The organism is Burkholderia sp. Ax-1720, assembly GCF_011753035.1.
Taxonomy (GTDB): Bacteria; Pseudomonadota; Gammaproteobacteria; order Burkholderiales; family Burkholderiaceae; genus Burkholderia; species Burkholderia gladioli.
In genome coordinates, this window is the sequence record NZ_VWWK01000144.1 from 1 (window position 1) to 17764 (window position 17764).

The following is a 17764-nucleotide window of genomic DNA, read 5'->3' on the forward strand; positions in this document are numbered from 1 at the left end:
AATCTCGAAGCGCGCCTGCGGCACCTGCCGGCGGAAGTCGCGGATCAGCTCGGGCAAGGCGCTGGCGGCGAAGGTCGGCAGGCAGGCCAGGCGCACCGTGCCGGCGGTGCCGTCGCCGAGCGCGCGCAGGGCGGCGCGGGCGCGCGACAGGCGCGACATCACGGTGCCGATCGGCACGTCGAGCAGCTCGGCCACCTCGCGGTAGCTGAAGCCCTCCACGGCCACCAGCAGCAGCAGGCTGCGCTGCTCGGCCGTCAGCTTGGCGAAGGCGTCGAGCATCGAGCGCGCCTCCACCTGGTCCTCGGCCGAGGGCCATTGCGGCTCGTCGTCCTCGCCCAGGCGCCCCAGCAGCCAGGCATAGCGCTTGGCGCTGCGGCGCGAGTCGAGGAACTGGCGGTACAGGATCGTGAACAGCCAGCTGCGCAGCGCGTGTTCGTCGCGGCGGTCCGCCCAGTGGATCAGCGCGCGCTCCAGCGTGGTCTGCACCAGGTCGTCGGCCGCGTGGACGTCGCGGGTCAGCCACAGCGCGAAGCGCCGCAGTCGCGGCAGCAGTTCGCGCAGGGAGTCGTCGAGATCGGCAGAAGGCATGGTGGGCCGCCGGGTGGCGCGCATGGATACCGACGTGAGACGCCGGCCGCTCGACTTTATTCCATTTCGGGGGGGACGGTGGTTGGCGTCATCGGGATCTGGTACGAGGAAATCCATGCGGGCCGTGGAATAAAATCGCGCGTCGTTCGTCTCATACGCGTCCCCCAAACGATTCAAGGTCAGGAGCAGTCCATGACGCATCCTCCCCCCAATTCCCCGCGCGGCGGCGGCGCCTGGCGCTGGGCGCTGATCGGCGGCACCGTGGTGGTGGCCGTCGCCGCGTTCGGCTACACCGGCGGCTGGCTCGCGCCGCACCGCCTCACGCCGGCGCGCATCGTCGACGCCTTGCAGGCCAACGGCGGCCTGCACGCGGGCTTCCGCCGCAATCACGCGAAAGGCATCTGCGTGACCGGCTACTTCGAGAGCAACGGCGACGGCGCGGCCTGGTCCAGCGCGCCCTTCTTCGGCGCGGCGACGCGCACGCCGGTGGTCGGCCGCTTCGCGGTGCCGGGCGGCAACCCCTACGCGCCCGATACCAGCGTGCCGATCCGCAGCCTCGCGCTGCGCCTCACCGCGCCCGACGGCGCGCAATGGCGCACCGGCATGAACGCGATGCCGGTGTTCCCGGTGGCCACGCCCGCGGCCTTCTACGCGCAGACCGTGGCTACCCGCCCCGATCCCGCCACCGGCAAGCCCGATCCGAAGAAGGTCGCGGCCTTCTTCGCGACGCATCCGGAGACGGCCGCGTTCCGTGCCTGGGTGAAGACGGCCAAGCCGAGCGCCAGCTTCGCCACCGAGAGCTACTACAGCATCAACGCCTTCTACTTCGTCGATCCGCAGGGCATGAAGCACGCGGTGCGCTGGCGCGTGGTGCCCGAGCAGACCGACGGCGGCGTGGCGAGCGGCCCGAACGTGCTGGACCCGGATCTCGAGGAACGGCTCGGCAAGGGCCCGCAGCGCTGGCACTGGCTGGTGACCTTCGCCAACCCCGACGATCCCGTCGACGACGCCACCCGGCAATGGCCGGCCGATCGCAAGACGATCGACATCGGCACCCTGGTGCTGGACCGCGCCGAGCAGCAGGACAGCGGGCCGTGCCGCGACATCAACTATGATCCGACGGTGCTGCCGACCGGCATCGAGGCCTCCGCCGATCCGCTGCTGGCGGCGCGCTCGGCCGCCTATGCCGATTCCTATCGCCGGCGCACCAGCGAGGAAGCCGAGGTGCCCGGTTATGCCCGGGGCGGCGCGCCCAATCAACCTGCCCCGGAGGCCCGATGATGAAGACCGGATTCAATCCGCTTGCGAGACTGCTGCATTGGCTGATGGCCGCGATGATCCTCGCCATGCTGTTCATCGGGGTGGGAATGGTCAGCTCGGTTTCGGCGCGCCATGCGGTGCTGATCGCGATCCACAAGCCGCTCGGCATCGCCATCCTGGTGCTGGTGATCGTGCGGCTGGTGGTGCGCTTCAGCAAGCGCCCGCCGGCGTTGCCGGAGGACCTGCCGGGTTGGCAGCGCGCGGCCGCGCATCTGTCGCATTGGCTGCTCTACGCGCTGATGATCGCGATGCCGCTGATCGGCTGGGCGATGCTGTCGGCGGGCGGGTATCCCGTGATGCTCGGCGGCGGCGTGCAATTGCCGGCGCTGATGGGCGCCGATCCGATCGCCTTCGCCTGGCTGCGCAACGCGCATGAGCTGCTGGCCTTCGTGCTGTTCGCGACGGTGGTGCTGCACCTGGCGGCTGCGCTGTTCCATGGCTTGATTCGCCGTGACGGCGTGCTAGGGAGCATGGCGCGCGGGCGTTGAGTTCAAGCGCTTGGTGGTGCATGTGAAATTACGCCCGCTTTTGCGGGCGTAATTATTTGGTCGGCGTCGCGACCAGCCGAGAAATCACGGTGACGATCATCGCTGAAACGATCAGTGAAATCGTGAGCAGGAACAGGATCAATACGTTGTCCTGCGATTCGCAATTGGTGGCGCCGGTCAGGCGAAACAGCCAGTCGAAGAAGCGACGCACCGAGGCGTCGTCGTACACGGGCGCGAGCCGCGGCGAGTTGTAGAGCCAGCGGCTGGCCGCGAGCGACAGCGCGAGCGTCGCGAGAACCTGCGCGAGAGAGGTCAGCAAGCGCTTCATGGGCGAGCCTGCGATTGGACATGGGCGGAATGGCTAGTCGGTCTGACAGGGATGTTCCGCGCCGCGTTCCGTTCGAATCGGCCAGATTTGTGCCGGATTGGTTCGTGGATGCGCGGTTGATTCCTGGAGAGAAAAAACCACGCGATTCATTCACGATTGCTCGCCGGTATTTGGCAATGCGAGCAAGGCGTCGACCAGTTCGGTGAGCGCCTGATGCGCGCCTTCCACACCTTTGTCCTGGATCCGATGTTCCAGGTCGGCGCATTGCCTGGCCAGCTCGCGCCGGCGAAACACGCCCAGCGCGCCCTTGAGCGAATGCAGCTCGGCGAGCAAGGCCGGCGCGTCGTTGCGCGAGGCGGCATCGCGCAGTACCTCGATCGACCTCGCGCAGGCACGGCTGAACGCCTCGACGAGCTCGGGCGACATCGGCTGCGCACCGAGCGGCGCATCGTCGTGCGGGCCATCCTTCGGACTCGATGCGCCCTGCCCGCTGATTTCGCCCAGGATGCGCGCCAGCCCGCTCAGCGACAGCGGCTTGGTGGCCACCTCGCGAATACCCAGCGCGGCGCAGCGGCGGCGCTCGTCGAGCGTCGCGTCGGCCGTCACCGCCACGATCGGCGTGCCCGGCCAGCGCTCGCGCACGATGCTGGCCAGCACGTAACCATCCATGCGCGGCATGTTCAGGTCGGTCAGTATCACGTCGAAGCGCATGTCCGACAGGGCCGCCAGCGCCTCGATGCCGTCGGCCACGAGGCGCGCCTGGCAGCCCAGCAAGGCGAGCTGCTCGGCGAACAGCTTCTGGTTGACCTCGTTGTCCTCGGCGACCAGCACCTGCAGGCCGAGTTGCCGGGCGGGCGTGCTTGCCGCCGCGGCCGTCGCCGCGGGCGCGGTGCCGGTTGCCGGCATGAGATCCGGCGTGATCAGCGGCGTGCCCTTCACGACATGTTCGAGCGCCGCGCGCAGGCCGAGCGGCGAATGGCAGGACACCGTCAGCACGCGGCCGATCCGCATCGGCTGCAAGGGGCCGTCCGCGCTGCAGTTGATCACCGCCTCGCAATCCTCGACCAGGCGGTTCTCGCTGGCCGCCGACCAGTTGTCGCGCTCGCCGCAGATCACCAGCACACGGCCGCTCGCGTCGTCGATCCGGTCGGGATGGCGAGCTGTCTGGAGCGTGGCGCCCCAGGAGGCGATCAGGCTCGCGGTGCCCTCGTGCCGGTCGTCCTCGGCCGCGAGCAGGATCACGGGCGCGCCTTCCAGCGTGGCGGCGTCCTGAACCAGCGGCATGCCGGCCGGATCCTCGCGATCGAGCGGCACGCGCACGGTGAAGCGGCTGCCCTGCCCCGGTTCGCTTTGCACGTCGATCGTGCCGCCCATCTGCGTGACCAGCCGCTGGCAGAGCGCGAGGCCCAGGCCGGTGCCGCCGAAGCGTCGCGAGATCGAGGAATCGGCCTGCATGAAGGCATTGAACAGCGTCGAGAGATGTGCCGCCTCGATGCCGATGCCGGTATCGGCCACCTCGATCACCAGCATGCCGCCTCGCGCGCACGGCAGCCGCTCGACATCCAGCGCGAGCGTGACCTTGCCCTGCTCGGTGAACTTGATCGCGTTCGACAGCAGGTTGTTGACCACCTGCGCGAGCCGGCCAGGATCGCCGCGCATGGGTTGGTCGATCGCGGCGCGGAACTGGCCGACCAGGGCGATGCGCTTGAGATGCGCGGCCGGCGCGAACATCGCGAGCGAGCGCGTGATGGTGTCGACGAGGCGGAAATGCATGTGCTCGAGCCGCATCTCGCCGGCCTCGATCTTGGAGAAGTCGAGCACGTCCTGGATGATCGCGAGCAGGCCGTTCGAGGAGGCGCGGATGGTGTCGAGCCGGTCGCGCTGCAAGGGATTCAGCGCGGAATGGCCGAGCAGCTCGAGGTTGCCGAGGATGGCATTGAGCGGCGTGCGGATCTCGTGGCTCATCGCGGCCAGGAAGGCGGACTTCGCGGCGTTCGCCTGGTCGGCGGCGAGCTTGGCGTGACGAAGCTGGTGTTGCAGCGCCTGGCTGGCCGTCATGTCGACGAAGGCCGTGACCAGTACGTCCTTGCCCAGGTAGCGGCCCAGCGCGAAGCGCGCCTGCAGGGCGAGGTCCTTGCCGTCGCGCGTGCGCAGCAAGACGTCTTCCTGGAATACTTCGTCATGCGAATCGTGCCGTGCGGAGGCGAAGCGCGCATGAAGCCGCTTCAGCTCGTCGATCAGGCGCGGCATGCCGCCTTCCACCAGTTCGGCCAGCGCGACCAGCGAGGAGCCGCCATAGAGCAGCTCGCCGTTGCCCGTGGAGACCAGGCCGATGCCGACCGGCACCGTCTCGATCATGGTGCGGCTCAGGCGCTCGCTGTCGAACACCTGTTCCGAGCGCGCGTACATCGGCTGGAACACGCGGCGGTTGAGCTGGGACAGCAGCAGCCAGACGAACACGAAGCCCGCCAGGGCGATTGCCGTGGCCGCCAGCGCCTTGCCCGCGATCGCCCTGGCGACGTCGCGCCACGAATAGGTGTAGACGAGCGAGAAGCCGGTGTCGCCGAGCGGCGTGCCGAGCACGAAGTTGCCGTCGCCGCGGTATTCGGCGAGACGTTCGCCGCTGGTGTGCCGGAGGCGGCTCCATCGGGAGATCGCGTCGGCCGCCTGCGCTTCGGCGTGCTCGCCCGCCGACAGCGCGACGATGCGGCCGTCGCTGCCGACGAGCGCGAAGCTGCCGTCGTGGGCGCCGTCGGCGATCGGCCAGAGCAGGTCGGCCGGATCCACCTCGTTGACCAGCACGGCCTTGACCTGCCCATGGGACAGCACCGGCGAGGCCAGTTGCAGCACCTTGCGGCCGTTCGGCAGCGGATAGAGGCGCGGCACCCACCAGGCCTTGGGCGCGAGCGCCAGCAGGTGGCTGGGCGCGTCGAAGGCGAGGCTGCCGGCGCCCTCGGTGAGTTCGCGCACGAAGGTCGCCCGGCCGGCGTCGGTGGCGAGCGCCTCGGGATGCTCGACGCTGGTGGCCGGCACGATCGCCACCACGGTGCGGCTCACGTTGAAGATGATCTGCGTGGGCGGACGCGCCAGCACCCTGGCGGTGGCGGCGCTGGCACGGCCGATCTGCGTCGAGAACGAGAAGGCGCGCTGCAGGGTGGCGTCGCTGAGCGTGACTTGCGGTGCGCCGGCGATCAGCATCTCGGTGGGCTCGGACGAGAAGGGCCGCCAGCGCAGCAGGTTGCCGTTGGCGCGGAACCGGGCGACCTGCTCGGGCGGCACCGCGGGGGCGTCGTTGGCGGCCATCTCGGCGCGCGCCAGGCCGCCCAGGAAGGCCTGCTCGACCGCGCCGAAGCGGCCGAGCACCAGGCGATAGGCGCCGGTGAAGGCCTGGCGCTGGTCCGCCAGGTGCGCGTCGACCAGGTAGACGAGCTCCGAGACCAGCGCGAATACCATCACCACGGCCGCGGCGCAGCGCCCGCCGACCACCAGCAGGCGGTGGTAGCGGCGCAGATCGTCGAGGGTCTTGCGGAGGATGGGCATGGCGGGTTCGTGGTGCGTTGCGATAGGGATTCGGGGCCGGGTGCGGTGCCGACAGTCGCGACGGTACACCAGCTTGGCGCCATGGTGGGCCGGTTACACTATCGCACTCCAAACAAATTACGAGCCGCCGGCTTGAAGGCCGTCATCCAAGATGAAGATCCGCGTGATCCTGTCGGACGATCACCCGACCGTGCTGTCCGGCGTGCGGCATGAGCTGGCGCGCGTGCCGACCGTCGAGATCGTGGGTTCGGCGCTGGGCGCTGATGAACTGCTTGCGCTGCTGGAGCGCAGCCACTGCGATGTGCTGATCACCGACTACGCGATGCCGGGCGGCGCGGCGGTCGACGGCTTGCCGCTGCTGCGGCAACTGCGCCGCGGCTGGCCGGCGATGAAGGTGGTGGTGCTGACCACCATCGATAATCCGGCGCTGCTCAAGGAAATCGCCAAGACGGGCGTGCAGGGGCTGCTCAGCAAGATCGACGAGGTGGACCATCTGATCGCCGCCACGCATGCGGTGTATGCCGGCGCGAATTACCAGTCGCCGAGCGTGCGCGAGAAGCTGGCGGTGCAGGCGTCCTCGGCGAGGGCGGTGGAGGCGATGACGACGAAGGAGGCCGAGGTGATTCGGCTTTACGTGTCGGGCCTGTCGATCAGCGAGATTGCGGCGCAGCTCAATCGCGCGAAACAGACGGTGAGCGCGCAGAAGGGCAGCGCGATGCGCAAGCTCGGTATCGAGCGCGACGCGGACCTGTTCCAGTACGCCTACGAGACAGGCCTGGTGGCTGCGGGACCGAAGGACGCAGGCTGACGAGTTCGTTGCGCGTCAGACAGATGGATTCGATGTTTCCCCGTTATTGCTCGCCAAAATAGGACTTTTCTCATGTTTCTCAGGAGAAAATTTGACGAGTCAGATGCCTGCGCCGATGGGCCGCCGCTACAGTCGATTGCCTATCGACACGCCTGCGCGGAGGGACCTCGTCATGTTTGCCAATACCACCTTCAATGTACTGATCGCGGATGATCATCCGCTCGTGGTGACCGGTGTGGAATCGGCGCTGCGCGATTTGCGTTCGCTGAGGATCGTCGGGACGGCGGGGAATTCCACGCAGATCGTCGAGCGGCTGGGGCGGGAGGCTTGTGATCTGTTGATCACGGATTTCGTGATGCCGGATGGGAGGTATAACGATGGGCTCACGATGCTGACTTATATCCGCTCGCATTTTCCGGATCTGCCGGTGATTGTGTTTACGGCGGTGGATGGGATTGCGTTGACGGGGGAGCTGACTCGGCTGGGCGTGAAGGCGATCGTCAACAAGGCGGATGATGTGGGGCATCTGATCTCGGCGATCTATGCGGTGCATGCGGGGAGTGAGTATCTGTCGCCTAGTGTGAGTCGGGCGAATCCCAGGCTCCGGGGGACGGCCATTCTTGCTACGTTGAAAGCCGAGTTCTCTACGCTAGAAGAGTTCGAGCGGGAATTCCCTTCGCTGTGCTTCGCTCTCGCTACGGGCGTGGGCAAGACGCGCTTGATGGGAGCGTTTATCGCCTATCTCCATCTGGCGCATGATGGCTTCGTCAAAGAACCGGCTGTCGTCACCCAGCGCAACTTCGACGCCAAGGCGCACACGCCAGAGGAAATCGAGAAGACCAAGCTGGAAGACGGCGTGCGCCTGCACGAAACCACCAAGGTCGAGTTGTTGACCTACGCTCGGGAAAACGGCGTCAAGGTGGTGAAGCCCTTCATGCTCGTGATTGCGCGTGATACCACGCACGCGGGGCAACTTTTGGCACTTCTGGAGTCAGAAGCCTTCTACGAGGGGCGCTACCAGGGAAAGGTGATTCAGGTCGACTCTAGCCGCACCGGCGCGGAAGAGGAAGAAATGATCACCCGCCTGCTCGCGGTGGAAAGCGTGGATGAGCCGACCGAGATCGTGATTCACGTCAACATGCTCAAAGAAGGCTGGGACGTGACCAACCTCTACACCATCGTTCCGCTGCGCGCCGCTAATGCGCGCACGCTGATCGAGCAGTCCATCGGTCGCGGCCTGCGTCTGCCCTACGGCAAGCGCACCGGCGTCGCGTCTGTGGATCGCTTGAACATCGTCGCGCACGACAAATTCCAGGAGATCATCGACGAGGCGAACCGAGGCGATTCTCCGATTCGCCTAAAGCAAGTCATCCTGGATGCGCCGAGCGCAGACGACAAGAAGGTCAGTGTGCAGGTGGGATCGGGGGCAATGACTCGCCTTGGTCTGACGGATACGCCCGTGGTGACGGTGGCTCCGGCTGGCAATGGTGCTACCGCTGGTACAGCGCCAGCGGCCCCAGCACCGGCACCGGTCTTCACCACGGACGTTGAGAAGCAGGCCGCGCGCGTCGTCATGGATGTCATCGGCAAGCTCGAGGCCAAGCGCGACCTTGTTCCAACCAGTAGTGCATTGCTGAAGCCCGAGGTACAGAAGGAAATCCTGGCCGAGGTGGCCGAGCGCCTGAAGCCGATGCAAGGCAACTTGCTGGCAGGCGTTGATGAGGGAGGGCCTGCACTCGATCTATCGGCAGTGGTGGCGAAGACCACGGAGATCGTGGTTCAGCAGACCATCGACATTCCCCGTATCGCAGTGGTGCCGACCGGGGAGGTCACGACGGGCTTTCATCCGTTCAAGCTCGACGTGAGCCAGCTTCACCTTCAGCCCGGCGAGCGCGAGATCGTCATCCACAACCTGCGCACCAATGAACAGGACACGCTGGCCGCCGAGATCGGCCTGAAAGAGCAGCGGCCGGAGGACTATGTGGTTCACGCGCTGGTGGACTTCGATGACATCGACTACTTCACCCACGCAGACCTGCTATACGACCTTGCGAGCCAGATGGTGCAGCACTTGCAGGGGTATCTCTCCGAAGATGAGGCCCGCAGTGTGCTGGACCGAGATCGCCGCCTGATCGCGCGCGAGATTCACGCCCAGATGATGGCGCATTTCTGGGAAGAAGCGACCGAGTATGAAGTGCAGGTCAGCCGTGGCTTCACTGAGCTGAAGCCGTGCAACTACACGGCCACGGCAGGTCAGACGGCGCAGCACTTCCGGGAAACAGTCACCGAGACAAGCCGCATCAAGCAGATGCTGTTCGGCGGGTTTGCTCGGTGCCTGTACCCCCTCCAGAAATTCGACTCGGATACCGAGCGCCGCTTTGCAATCATTCTGGAGCGTGATGCTTCGAAGTGGTTCAAGCCTGCCAAGGGGCAGTTCCAGATCTACTACAAGCTGGGCACCGAACAGCCGGAGTACATCCCCGACTTCGTTGCCGAAACGGACTCGACGATTTTTATGGTGGAGACCAAGGCGCGAACCGACATCAATACCCAAGAGGTGCAAGCGAAAGCCGCTGCGGCAGCTCGCTGGTGCAAGCACGCCTCAGACCACGCAGCGGGGGTCGGCACAAAGCCCTGGAAGTACCTGCTAGTCCCGCACGATGAGATCACGGAATCGAAGCGGCTTTCGGACTTCCTGCGCTTCGAGGTGAAGTGAGATGGCTATGCAACCCTTTTCAATCACGCTCTTCGCGACCACTGGTGATCCAGAGGGGATACGTCATGTTGACAAGTCCAATTGGTCGGGTTACGGCGTCGTGTTCACGAAGGAGTTGGCCGGTGTCCTGAAGCAGGAACCTGGCATTTCTCAGGCGGGCATCTACATTCTTGCGGGCAATGCCGCAGAGGAAACGATTTATATCGGAGAGGCCGACCCGGTAGGTGAGCGGCTCAAGAACCACGTTGCCAACAAAGAGGGATGGGTGTGGGGCGTCTACTTCTTTGATCGGAACCACAAGATCGGCAAGACTGAGGTGCAGTACCTTGAGTCTGCCCTTGTCGCGCTGGCCAAGAAGTATGATCGTGCGATCCTGCTGAACAAGAACAATCCAACCGAGCCCACGATGGCCCCTGCCGCCAAGGCAACGGCACAAGCCTTTCTGGCGGATATGTTGTTGATCCTGCCGATGCTCGGCATCAATGCGTTCACGCCATCGAAGATTGAAGATGTGTCGGATCAGGTGCAGCCGATTGGGTCGGACAGCGACAAGTTCGACACGATTGTCGTGCCTGCTCGGGATGAGGGCTTCAAGGACACCTTCCTCGACAAGAACTGCTGGTACGCCGTCCGGATCAATGCAAAGCACATCTCCAAGCTGAGGTACATCGCGGCGTATCAGGTGGCCCCCATCGGAGCGATCACGCACATTGCCGAGATCGAGTCGATTGTTCCCTACAACGACACGGGCAAGTACAAGATCAACTTCAAGGAGGCAGCAACTGCGATTGTTCCGATTCCTCGTCCAGAAGTCACCGACGTGAATATGCAGTCTTCACGCTACGCGCTTCGGGACAAACTACTCGCAGCAAAGAATCTGGATGAAGTTTGGGCCTGACCGGCTCGCCGGTTACTGCAGTGCGGTGGTTTCGGCTTCACGTCGCGCGACCAGCCTCGGCAGTACCTTGCCGCCGCCATAGACCCAACGGCGCAGTTCCTGCGCCGCGATCACCCAGTCACGCTGGTTGATCCGTCGCCGTAGCGTTGATGTCTGCAGTCGCCCCGCCCCAAGGTGAACGTGAAGTCTACGATGGCCGCGAGCCGCTCCTCCGGCTCGGTGGCCAATACCGGGCAATAGCGCAGTGCGGCGGTGAGCGCCGTCTGCAGGTCATGGGCCAGATAGACTTCGGCTTCAGCCTCGCTGATCGGCGGATGTGTGGCATCGCAGAGATGGCCGAAGCCAATCGTCCAATACCCTGCTGGGCAGATGTACGGGGGCGCACGGCCGGGATCGGCCTTCGGCACGCGGTGGAACGGGACCGAGTGATTCGAGGTGTTGAAGGCGTAGGGTGACCACCAGAGAAAAAGGAGAACAGAGAGGCGTCAGCGGGAGTGGAAACGCCGAGTTCGCAGGAGTGGCGCTCGCGAGGCCATGCCCGAAAACCGCGCCGACACTTGGGGGGAGCGGGCGAAAAAAAACCAACCGAGAACGGTTGGTTTTTGAATGGTGCTGGCGAATCAGGGATTCAAACCCCGGACCGGCAGATTATGACTCCGCGGCTGTCTATCATAAAACATGGCGCGCGACAGGTAGGTTAGTTGCACCAACTTCGGCGTCCAGGGGCCTGTCCGTAATTTTGTGTTCGAGGCATATTCTTGTCCCAAGGAGAACATATGCCTCGCAAACCGAAAGCCACGCCGGCCGAGTTGCCAGCGATTCCCGCTGAGCTGCTGGAGCAGTTCGGCAATGGCCCGATGACGGCCGATGCCATCAATGCTGCCACACTGGCACTCAAGAAAGCGCTGATCGAGCGCGCGCTGGGTGGTGAAATGAATCACCATCTAGGCTACTCGTCGGGCGCGGCCAAGCCAGCTGAGGTGAGCAATCAACGCAATGGCAAGAGCACCAAGACGGTCCTGACCGAAGACGGCCCGATCCGTATCGAGGTGCCTCGCGATCGCGACGGCAGTTTCCAGCGGCTGCTCATTCCCAAGCACGAACGCCGCTTCACCGGCTTCGACGACAAGATCGTGGCGATGTACGCACGCGGCATGACCGTGCGGGAAATCCAGGCTTTTCTGCTGGAGCAGTACGGCACCGAGGTGTCGCCGGACTTCATCAGCTCCGTCACCGATGAAGTCATGGCCGAGGTCACGGCCTGGCAGGCCCGGCCGCTTGAATTGATGTATCCGGTCGTCTTCTTCGATGCCTTGCGGGTCAAGATCCGGGAAAACGCCGTCGTAAAAAACAAGGCCATCTATCTGGCGCTGGGCGTGTTGCCCGATGGAACGCGCGACATTCTAGGGCTCTGGATCGAAGGTACCGAAGGCGCGAAGTTCTGGATGAAGGTCTTCAATGATCTGAAAACGCGTGGTGTGAACGACATCCTGATCGCCGTCACCGATGGACTGAAAGGGATGCCCGAGGCGCTGGCAGCCGTATTTCCGGCCACGACGCTGCAGACCTGCATCGTGCATCTGATGCGCAACAGTCTGGATTACGCGAGCTGGAAAGACCGTCGAGGGCTGGCCGCGGCCATCCGGCCGATCTACACGGCGGCGAGCGCGGAAGCGGCCCAGGCCGAATTTGATGCGTTTGACGATGGCGAATGGGGGCGGCGTTTCCCAACCGTCAGTGCCTCGTGGCGCAGCGCCTGGGATCGCGTGATCCCGTTCTTCGCGTTTCCCCCGGCGATTCGCAAGATCATCTACACGACCAATTCGATTGAGAATATCAACGGGCGGTTGCGCAAGATCATCAAGACGCGAGGTCACTTTCCCAGTGACGAAGCGGCCACGAAGCTGATCTGGCTGGCCTTGCGTAACATTACGGCTGACTGGGGACGCGCCGCGCATGATTGGAAGGCAGCAATGAACCAGTTTGCCATCCTCTACGAAGAGCGTTTTGCCCGGCCATCCGTGTGATGCTCAACCCGCTTCGAACACGAAAATTCTGACAGCCCCGCGTCCAGTCGCAAAACTGTGGCGCCAGTCGCACTTACTCTGGCGCCCTACGGCTACAACACCCCTCAAACATCAATATTCCCCGCCCGCAACGCATTACTCTCAATGAAAGCCCGACGCGGCTCCACCTCATCCCCCATCAGCGTCGTAAAGATCCCATCCGCAGCAATCGCATCCTCGATCTGCACACGCAACAAGCGCCGCACATTCGGATCCATGGTCGTCTCCCAAAGCTGCTCGGGGTTCATCTCCCCCAGCCCCTTATACCGCTGCTTGGAGACATTGCGTTCCGCATCGGCCATCAGCCACTGCATCGCCCCCTTGAAATCCTTCACCGCCTGCGAGCGCTCGCCACGCTTGATAAGCGCCCCTTCCCCGATCAAATCCTTGAACGTGTCAGCGGTGCTAACCAGCTGCTTGTAATCGGCGGTGAGCAAAAACTCCTCATCGATCACCGAAACCCGCACATTCCCGTGATGCGGCCGCTCGATCCGCAGCGACCAGTGCTCGCGAATCTCGTCATAAGTCGGGATCACGCGCACTTCATTCTTCATCGCGTCGCTTTCCAGCATCGCCGCCTGCAGCGCGCTTGCCGACTTCAGCGCCGCGTCCTCGCCGGCCAGATCAATCGCCACGCCATCCATCACCGCCTCGAGCGCCGCCGGGTCATACAAGCGCCCCAAGCGCCCCACCACCGCCCGCGACAGCAAATACGACCGAGCCAGCGCCCCGAGCGCCTCACCCGAGATCGCATCCGCGCCGCTACCCGGCTGCAGCTCCGAGCCCTGCAGCGCCAGCCGCAGCATATGCGCGTTCAGCTCGCTCTCGTCCTTCAGATACCGCTCGTCCTTCCCGGCCTTGATCTTGAACAGCGGCGGCTGCGCGATATACACATAGCCGCGCTCGATCATCTCCGGCATCTGGCGATAGAGGAACGTGAGCAGCAGCGTCCGGATGTGCGCGCCATCCACGTCCGCGTCGGTCATGATGATGATGCGGTGATAGCGCAGCTTCTCTAGGTTGTAGTCTTCCTTGCCGATCCCGCAACCCAGCGCCGTCACCAGCGTGACGATCTGCTCCGACGACAGCAGCTTGTCATACCGCGCCTTCTCGACGTTCAGCACCTTGCCGCGCAGCGGCAGGATCGCCTGGAACTTCCGATCCCGGCCCTGCTTGGCCGACCCGCCTGCCGAGTCACCCTCGACGATGTAGATCTCGCATTTGGCCGGATCCTTCTCCTGGCAGTCCGCCAGCTTGCCCGGCAGGCCAACCCCATCCAGCACGCCCTTGCGTCGCGTCATCTCGCGCGCCTTGCGGGCCGCATCGCGCGCCCGAGCCGCCTCGACGATCTTGCTGCAGATGATCTTGGCGTCGTTCGGCGTCTCGAGCAGGAACTCCTCCAGCGCCTTCGCCACCACTTCCTCGACCGGTGCCCGCACTTCCGAAGACACCAGCTTGTCCTTGGTCTGCGAGCTGAACTTCGGTTCCGGCACCTTCACCGACAACACGCAGGAAAGCCCTTCGCGCATATCGTCGCCCGAGGTTTCCACCTTGGCCTTCTTGGCGATTTCGTTGTCGACGATGTACTTGTTGATCACGCGCGTCATCGCCGCGCGCAAGCCCGTGAGGTGGGTGCCGCCGTCCCGCTGCGGAATATTGTTGGTGAAACACAGCACGTTCTCGTTGTAGCTGTCGTTCCACTGCATGGCTACTTCCACGCCCACGCCATCCTTCTCGCCGATGATGTGGAAGATCGTCGGGTGCAGCACGCTCTTGGTCTTGTTGATGTACTCGACGAAGCCCTTCACGCCGCCCACGAAGGCGAAATCGTCTTCCTTGCCCGAGCGCTGGTCGGTCAGGCGGATCCGCACGCCGTTATTCAGGAACGACAGTTCGCGAATCCGCTTGGCCAGGATGTCGTAGTGATACTCGACCGTGCCGAAGATGGTCGGATCGGCCATGAAGTGCACTTCGGTGCCGCGGTTCTCGGTGTCGCCGGTGATCGCCATCGGCGACACTTCCACGCCGTCGCGCTTCTCCAGCACGCGGTCCTGCGCCACGCCGCGATGGAACTCCATGAAGTGCTTCTTGCCGTTGCGCTTCACCACCAGGCGCAGCCAGCTCGACAGCGCGTTCACGCAGGACACGCCCACGCCGTGCAGGCCGCCCGACACCTTGTAGCTGTTCTGGTCGAACTTGCCGCCGGCGTGCAGCTCGGTCATCACGATTTCGGCGGCGCTGCGCTTGGGCTCGTGCTTGTCGTCCATCTTCACGTCGGTCGGGATGCCCCGGCCGTTGTCGGTGATGGAGATGGAGTTGTCGGCGTGGATCGTGACGTGGATGTCGTTGCAGTAACCCGCCAGGGCCTCGTCGATCGAGTTGTCCAGCACTTCGAATACGAGGTGGTGCAGACCAGTTCCATCCGATGTGTCGCCGATGTACATCCCGGGACGCTTGCGGACCGCTTCCAGACCTTCGAGGATCTGGATCGACGAGGCGCCATAGCTGCTGTTGTCGGGTTGCGAGTTGTGCTGTTCAGTCATGGATGTCTTCCGGTTCTGCTGGCCGCCTGAAGTGCTGCGGCCGGGTCCTGCCTGCGGGCAAACGGGGCTCGTCGAATGGTCGTTTCACGGTGCTGGCTCGCCGCTTCGGGGTACGAAATGGGAGGAAAAACAGTCGCGAATCGGCTGGCCGGGTGCGAGCCCGTCTGTGCCATAAAAACGCCAAAGGGGCGTGGCGCCCCTTGGTGTGTCCGGTGTGTCGAATGCCTCAGATGCGCATCGGCATCACCACGTACTTGAATTCGTCGTTCTCGGGAACGGTGATCAGCGCGCTCGAGCTGGCGTCGCCCAGGCTCACCTCGATGTTGTCCACCTTGAGGTTCGCGAGCACGTCGAGCAGGTAGGTGACGTTGAAGCCGATGTCCACCGTGTCGCCCTGGTAGGCGATCTCGAGTTCTTCCTGCGCCTCTTCCTGGTCGGCATTGGTCGACATGATCTTCAACTGGCCCGGCGCGATGATGCAGCGCACGCCCTTGAACTTGTCGGAGGTCAGGATCGCGGCGCGCTGCAGCGAACGCTGCAGTTCCTCGCGGCCGATCGTGAAGGTGTTCTTGTGCGCCTTCGGGATCACGCGCTGGAAGTCGGGGAACTTGCCCTCCACCAGCTTCGACACCAGCTCGACCTGGCCGAAGGTGAACTTGGCCTGCGTCTGCGCGATGTCGATCTTGACGGTGTCGTCGATGTCCTCGAGCAGGCGTTGCAGCTCGAGAATCGTCTTGCGCGGCACGATCACTTCCTGGCGCGGGAAGGCGCCGCCCTCGATCTTCATCGAGGAGTAGGCCAGGCGGTGGCCGTCGGTGGCCACGGCCATCAGCTGGTCGCCGTCCACCACCAGCAGCATGCCGTTCAGGTAGTAGCGGATGTCCTGCTGCGCCATCGCGAAGTACACCATGCCCAGCAACTGGCGGAAGGCCTTCTGCGGCACCGCCAGGCTCGCGCCGAAATCCTTCGATTGCGCGACCGTCGGGAACTCGTCGGCGGCCAGCGTCTGCAGGGCGAAGCGGCTCTTGCCCGATTGCACGGTCAGGCGCTTGTCGGCCAGCGACAGCGTCACTTGCCCGTCAGGCATCGCGCGCAGGATGTCCAGCAGCTTGCGGGCAGCCACCGTGGTCGCGACCTGTTCGCCGCCCACGCCGAAATCGGCGCGCGTGGTGATCTGCAGCTCGAGGTCGGTCGACAGGAACGATACGTCGGAACCCGTCTTCGTGATCAGCAGGTTCGCGAGGATCGGCAGCGTATGGCGGCGTTCGACGATACCGCTTACGGTTTGCAGCGGCCTGAGGAGGGTGTCTCGTTCGGTCTTGACCAGTTGCATAGAGTTCCTTCGTTGAATTAACGGCCTGCAAGCCACGCAAGCCCGCCCGGCGGGCCGCTGTCTACCCGCCGCCCGGGCGGTCACAAACCTGTATTGTGCCTCAAAACAGAACCGCCCCTTTTAAATTCACCCGGATCGGCGTATTCATCGCGCGCGCGCGCGAGTCCCGCCGGGATTCGCGATGCGCGCGGCATTCAACCCTTCAGCGTCTGTTCCAGCACGTGCAACTCGTGGTTCAGCTGGGCATCCTTGCTGCGTTCGTCGGCGATCTTGCGCACCGCGTGCAGCACGGTGGTGTGGTCGCGCCCGCCGAACAGCTCGCCGATCTCGGGCAGGCTCTTCTGCGTCAATTCCTTGGCCAGGTACATGGCGATCTGGCGCGGCCGCGCGATATTGGCGGGCCGCTTCTTCGAGTACATGTCGGCGACCTTGATGTTGTAGAAGTCGGCGACGGTCTTCTGGATGTTCTCGACCGAGATCTGCCGGTTCTGCACCGTCAGCAGGTCCTTCAGCGCTTCCTTGGTCAGCTCGATGGTGATCTCGCGGCCATGGAACTTCGAATACGCGAGGATCTTGCGCAGCGCGCCTTCCAGCTCGCGCACGTTCGAGCGCAGGTGCTTGGCCACGAAGAAGGCCACGTCCTCGGACAGGTTCACGCCTTCCGATTGCGCCTTGCGCATCAGGATCGCCACGCGCATTTCCAGCTCGGGCGGCTCGATCGCCACCGTCAGGCCGGAATCGAAGCGCGAGATCAGGCGGTCGTCGATGCCCGAGATTTCCTTCGGGTAGGTATCGCTGGTGATGATCACCTGCGCCTTGTTGGCGACCAGCGCCTCGAACGCGTAGAAGAACTCTTCCTGCGTGCGCGACTTGCCCGAGAAGAACTGGATGTCGTCGATCAGCAGCAGGTCCAGCGAGTGGTAGTAACGCTTGAAATCGTCGAAGGCCTTGCGCTGGTAGGCCTTCACCACGTCCGACACGTATTGCTCGGCGTGGATGTAGCGGATCCGCGCGCCGCCCGCTCGCGCTGCTCGCCGGCATCCAGGCCGAAGCCCGGCTGGTAGTCGTAGTCGAACTTCGACATGTTCACGTAGTCGCCCGCCGAGCCCGATACGTATTGGCCCGCGCCATTCACG

10 protein-coding genes and 3 pseudogenes are annotated in these 17764 nt (G+C 64.3%); 6 read left to right on the forward strand and 7 right to left on the reverse strand.

Features of this window, described 5'->3' with window-relative positions:
• Positions 1-108 precede the first annotated feature (108 nt).
• A pseudogene (locus F3J18_RS28065) lies at positions 109-588 on the reverse strand (sigma-70 family RNA polymerase sigma factor); the annotation flags it as partial.
• Positions 589-780: 192 nt separating this feature from the next.
• Here F3J18_RS28065 and F3J18_RS28070 point away from each other — a divergent pair.
• Both F3J18_RS28070 and F3J18_RS28075 read left to right on the forward strand, forming a co-directional pair.
• Entirely contained in the window at positions 781-1869 is a 1089-nt protein-coding gene (locus F3J18_RS28070) for a catalase family peroxidase (protein WP_025097282.1), read from the forward strand.
• A complete protein-coding gene (locus F3J18_RS28075; protein ID WP_025097281.1) occupies positions 1866-2396 on the forward strand; it encodes a cytochrome b in 531 nt (176 codons plus the stop codon). The genes F3J18_RS28070 and F3J18_RS28075 overlap by 4 nt, the downstream gene beginning before the upstream one ends.
• A 52-nt stretch (positions 2397-2448) precedes the next feature.
• Here F3J18_RS28075 and F3J18_RS28080 read toward each other — a convergent pair whose 3' ends face one another.
• Together F3J18_RS28080 and F3J18_RS28085 are read right to left on the reverse strand one after the other, a co-directional pair.
• Positions 2449-2724 (reverse strand): hypothetical protein, encoded by a 276-nt coding sequence (locus F3J18_RS28080; RefSeq protein ID WP_025097280.1) that lies wholly within the window; start codon positions 2722-2724, stop codon positions 2449-2451.
• Positions 2725-2874: 150 nt separating this feature from the next.
• A complete protein-coding gene (locus tag F3J18_RS28085) occupies positions 2875-6264 on the reverse strand; it encodes an ATP-binding protein (RefSeq protein ID WP_166915419.1) in 3390 nt (1129 codons plus the stop codon).
• 151 nt (positions 6265-6415) lie between these two features.
• Here F3J18_RS28085 and F3J18_RS28090 point away from each other — a divergent pair, with 151 nt between their 5' ends.
• The 3 genes from F3J18_RS28090 to F3J18_RS28100 all read left to right on the forward strand — a co-directional run bounded on the left by F3J18_RS28090 (position 6416) and on the right by F3J18_RS28100 (position 10686).
• Positions 6416-7072, forward strand: coding sequence for a response regulator transcription factor (locus F3J18_RS28090; protein WP_036048742.1), 657 nt, complete (start codon positions 6416-6418; stop codon positions 7070-7072).
• 172 nt (positions 7073-7244) lie between these two features.
• Complete coding sequence (locus F3J18_RS28095; protein WP_240154634.1) at positions 7245-9788, forward strand: response regulator; 2544 nt, start codon at positions 7245-7247, stop codon at positions 9786-9788.
• 1 nt (position 9789) lies between these two features.
• On the forward strand, positions 9790-10686 hold the full coding sequence (locus F3J18_RS28100; protein ID WP_240154635.1) for a GIY-YIG nuclease family protein: 897 nt from the start codon (positions 9790-9792) through the stop codon (positions 10684-10686).
• A gap of 12 nt (positions 10687-10698) precedes the next feature.
• Here the strand turns inward: F3J18_RS28100 and F3J18_RS28105 are convergent.
• A pseudogene (locus F3J18_RS28105) lies at positions 10699-11093 on the reverse strand (lysozyme).
• Positions 11094-11462: 369 nt separating this feature from the next.
• On the opposite strand from F3J18_RS28105, the gene F3J18_RS28110 reads away from it, so the two are divergent.
• On the forward strand, positions 11463-12713 hold the full coding sequence (locus F3J18_RS28110) for an IS256 family transposase (protein ID WP_166915421.1): 1251 nt from the start codon (positions 11463-11465) through the stop codon (positions 12711-12713).
• A gap of 104 nt (positions 12714-12817) precedes the next feature.
• Here the strand turns inward: F3J18_RS28110 and gyrB are convergent, their stop codons facing one another.
• The 3 genes and pseudogenes from gyrB to dnaA all read right to left on the reverse strand — a co-directional run.
• Positions 12818-15295: a DNA topoisomerase (ATP-hydrolyzing) subunit B gene (gene gyrB / locus F3J18_RS28115; RefSeq protein WP_166915423.1), complete on the reverse strand. Its 2478-nt coding sequence runs from the start codon at positions 15293-15295 to the stop codon at positions 12818-12820.
• Positions 15296-15521: 226 nt separating this feature from the next.
• Complete coding sequence (gene dnaN, locus F3J18_RS28120; protein WP_013696089.1) at positions 15522-16628, reverse strand: DNA polymerase III subunit beta; 1107 nt, start codon at positions 16626-16628, stop codon at positions 15522-15524.
• Between the two features lie 194 nt (positions 16629-16822).
• Positions 16823-17644: pseudogene (gene dnaA, locus F3J18_RS28125) on the reverse strand (chromosomal replication initiator protein DnaA); the annotation flags it as partial.
• Between the last annotated feature and the right edge of the window lie 120 nt (positions 17645-17764).

What these genes read in the sequence shown, in the direction of transcription:
- F3J18_RS28075 (WP_025097281.1), top strand. Translation starts at nt 1,866, where the DNA reads ATGATGAAGACCGGATTCAATCCGCTTGCGAGACTGCTGCATTGGCTG.
- dnaN (WP_013696089.1), bottom strand. Translation starts at nt 16,628, where the DNA reads ATGCAACTGGTCAAGACCGAACGAGACACCCTCCTCAGGCCGCTGCAA.
- F3J18_RS28085 (WP_166915419.1), bottom strand. Translation starts at nt 6,264, where the DNA reads ATGCCCATCCTCCGCAAGACCCTCGACGATCTGCGCCGCTACCACCGC.
- F3J18_RS28110 (WP_166915421.1), top strand. Translation starts at nt 11,463, where the DNA reads ATGCCTCGCAAACCGAAAGCCACGCCGGCCGAGTTGCCAGCGATTCCC.
- F3J18_RS28070 (WP_025097282.1), top strand. Translation starts at nt 781, where the DNA reads ATGACGCATCCTCCCCCCAATTCCCCGCGCGGCGGCGGCGCCTGGCGC.
- F3J18_RS28090 (WP_036048742.1), top strand. Translation starts at nt 6,416, where the DNA reads ATGAAGATCCGCGTGATCCTGTCGGACGATCACCCGACCGTGCTGTCC.
- F3J18_RS28080 (WP_025097280.1), bottom strand. Translation starts at nt 2,724, where the DNA reads ATGAAGCGCTTGCTGACCTCTCTCGCGCAGGTTCTCGCGACGCTCGCG.
- F3J18_RS28095 (WP_240154634.1), top strand. Translation starts at nt 7,245, where the DNA reads ATGTTTGCCAATACCACCTTCAATGTACTGATCGCGGATGATCATCCG.
- gyrB (WP_166915423.1), bottom strand. Translation starts at nt 15,295, where the DNA reads ATGACTGAACAGCACAACTCGCAACCCGACAACAGCAGCTATGGCGCC.
- F3J18_RS28100 (WP_240154635.1), top strand. Translation starts at nt 9,790, where the DNA reads ATGGCTATGCAACCCTTTTCAATCACGCTCTTCGCGACCACTGGTGAT.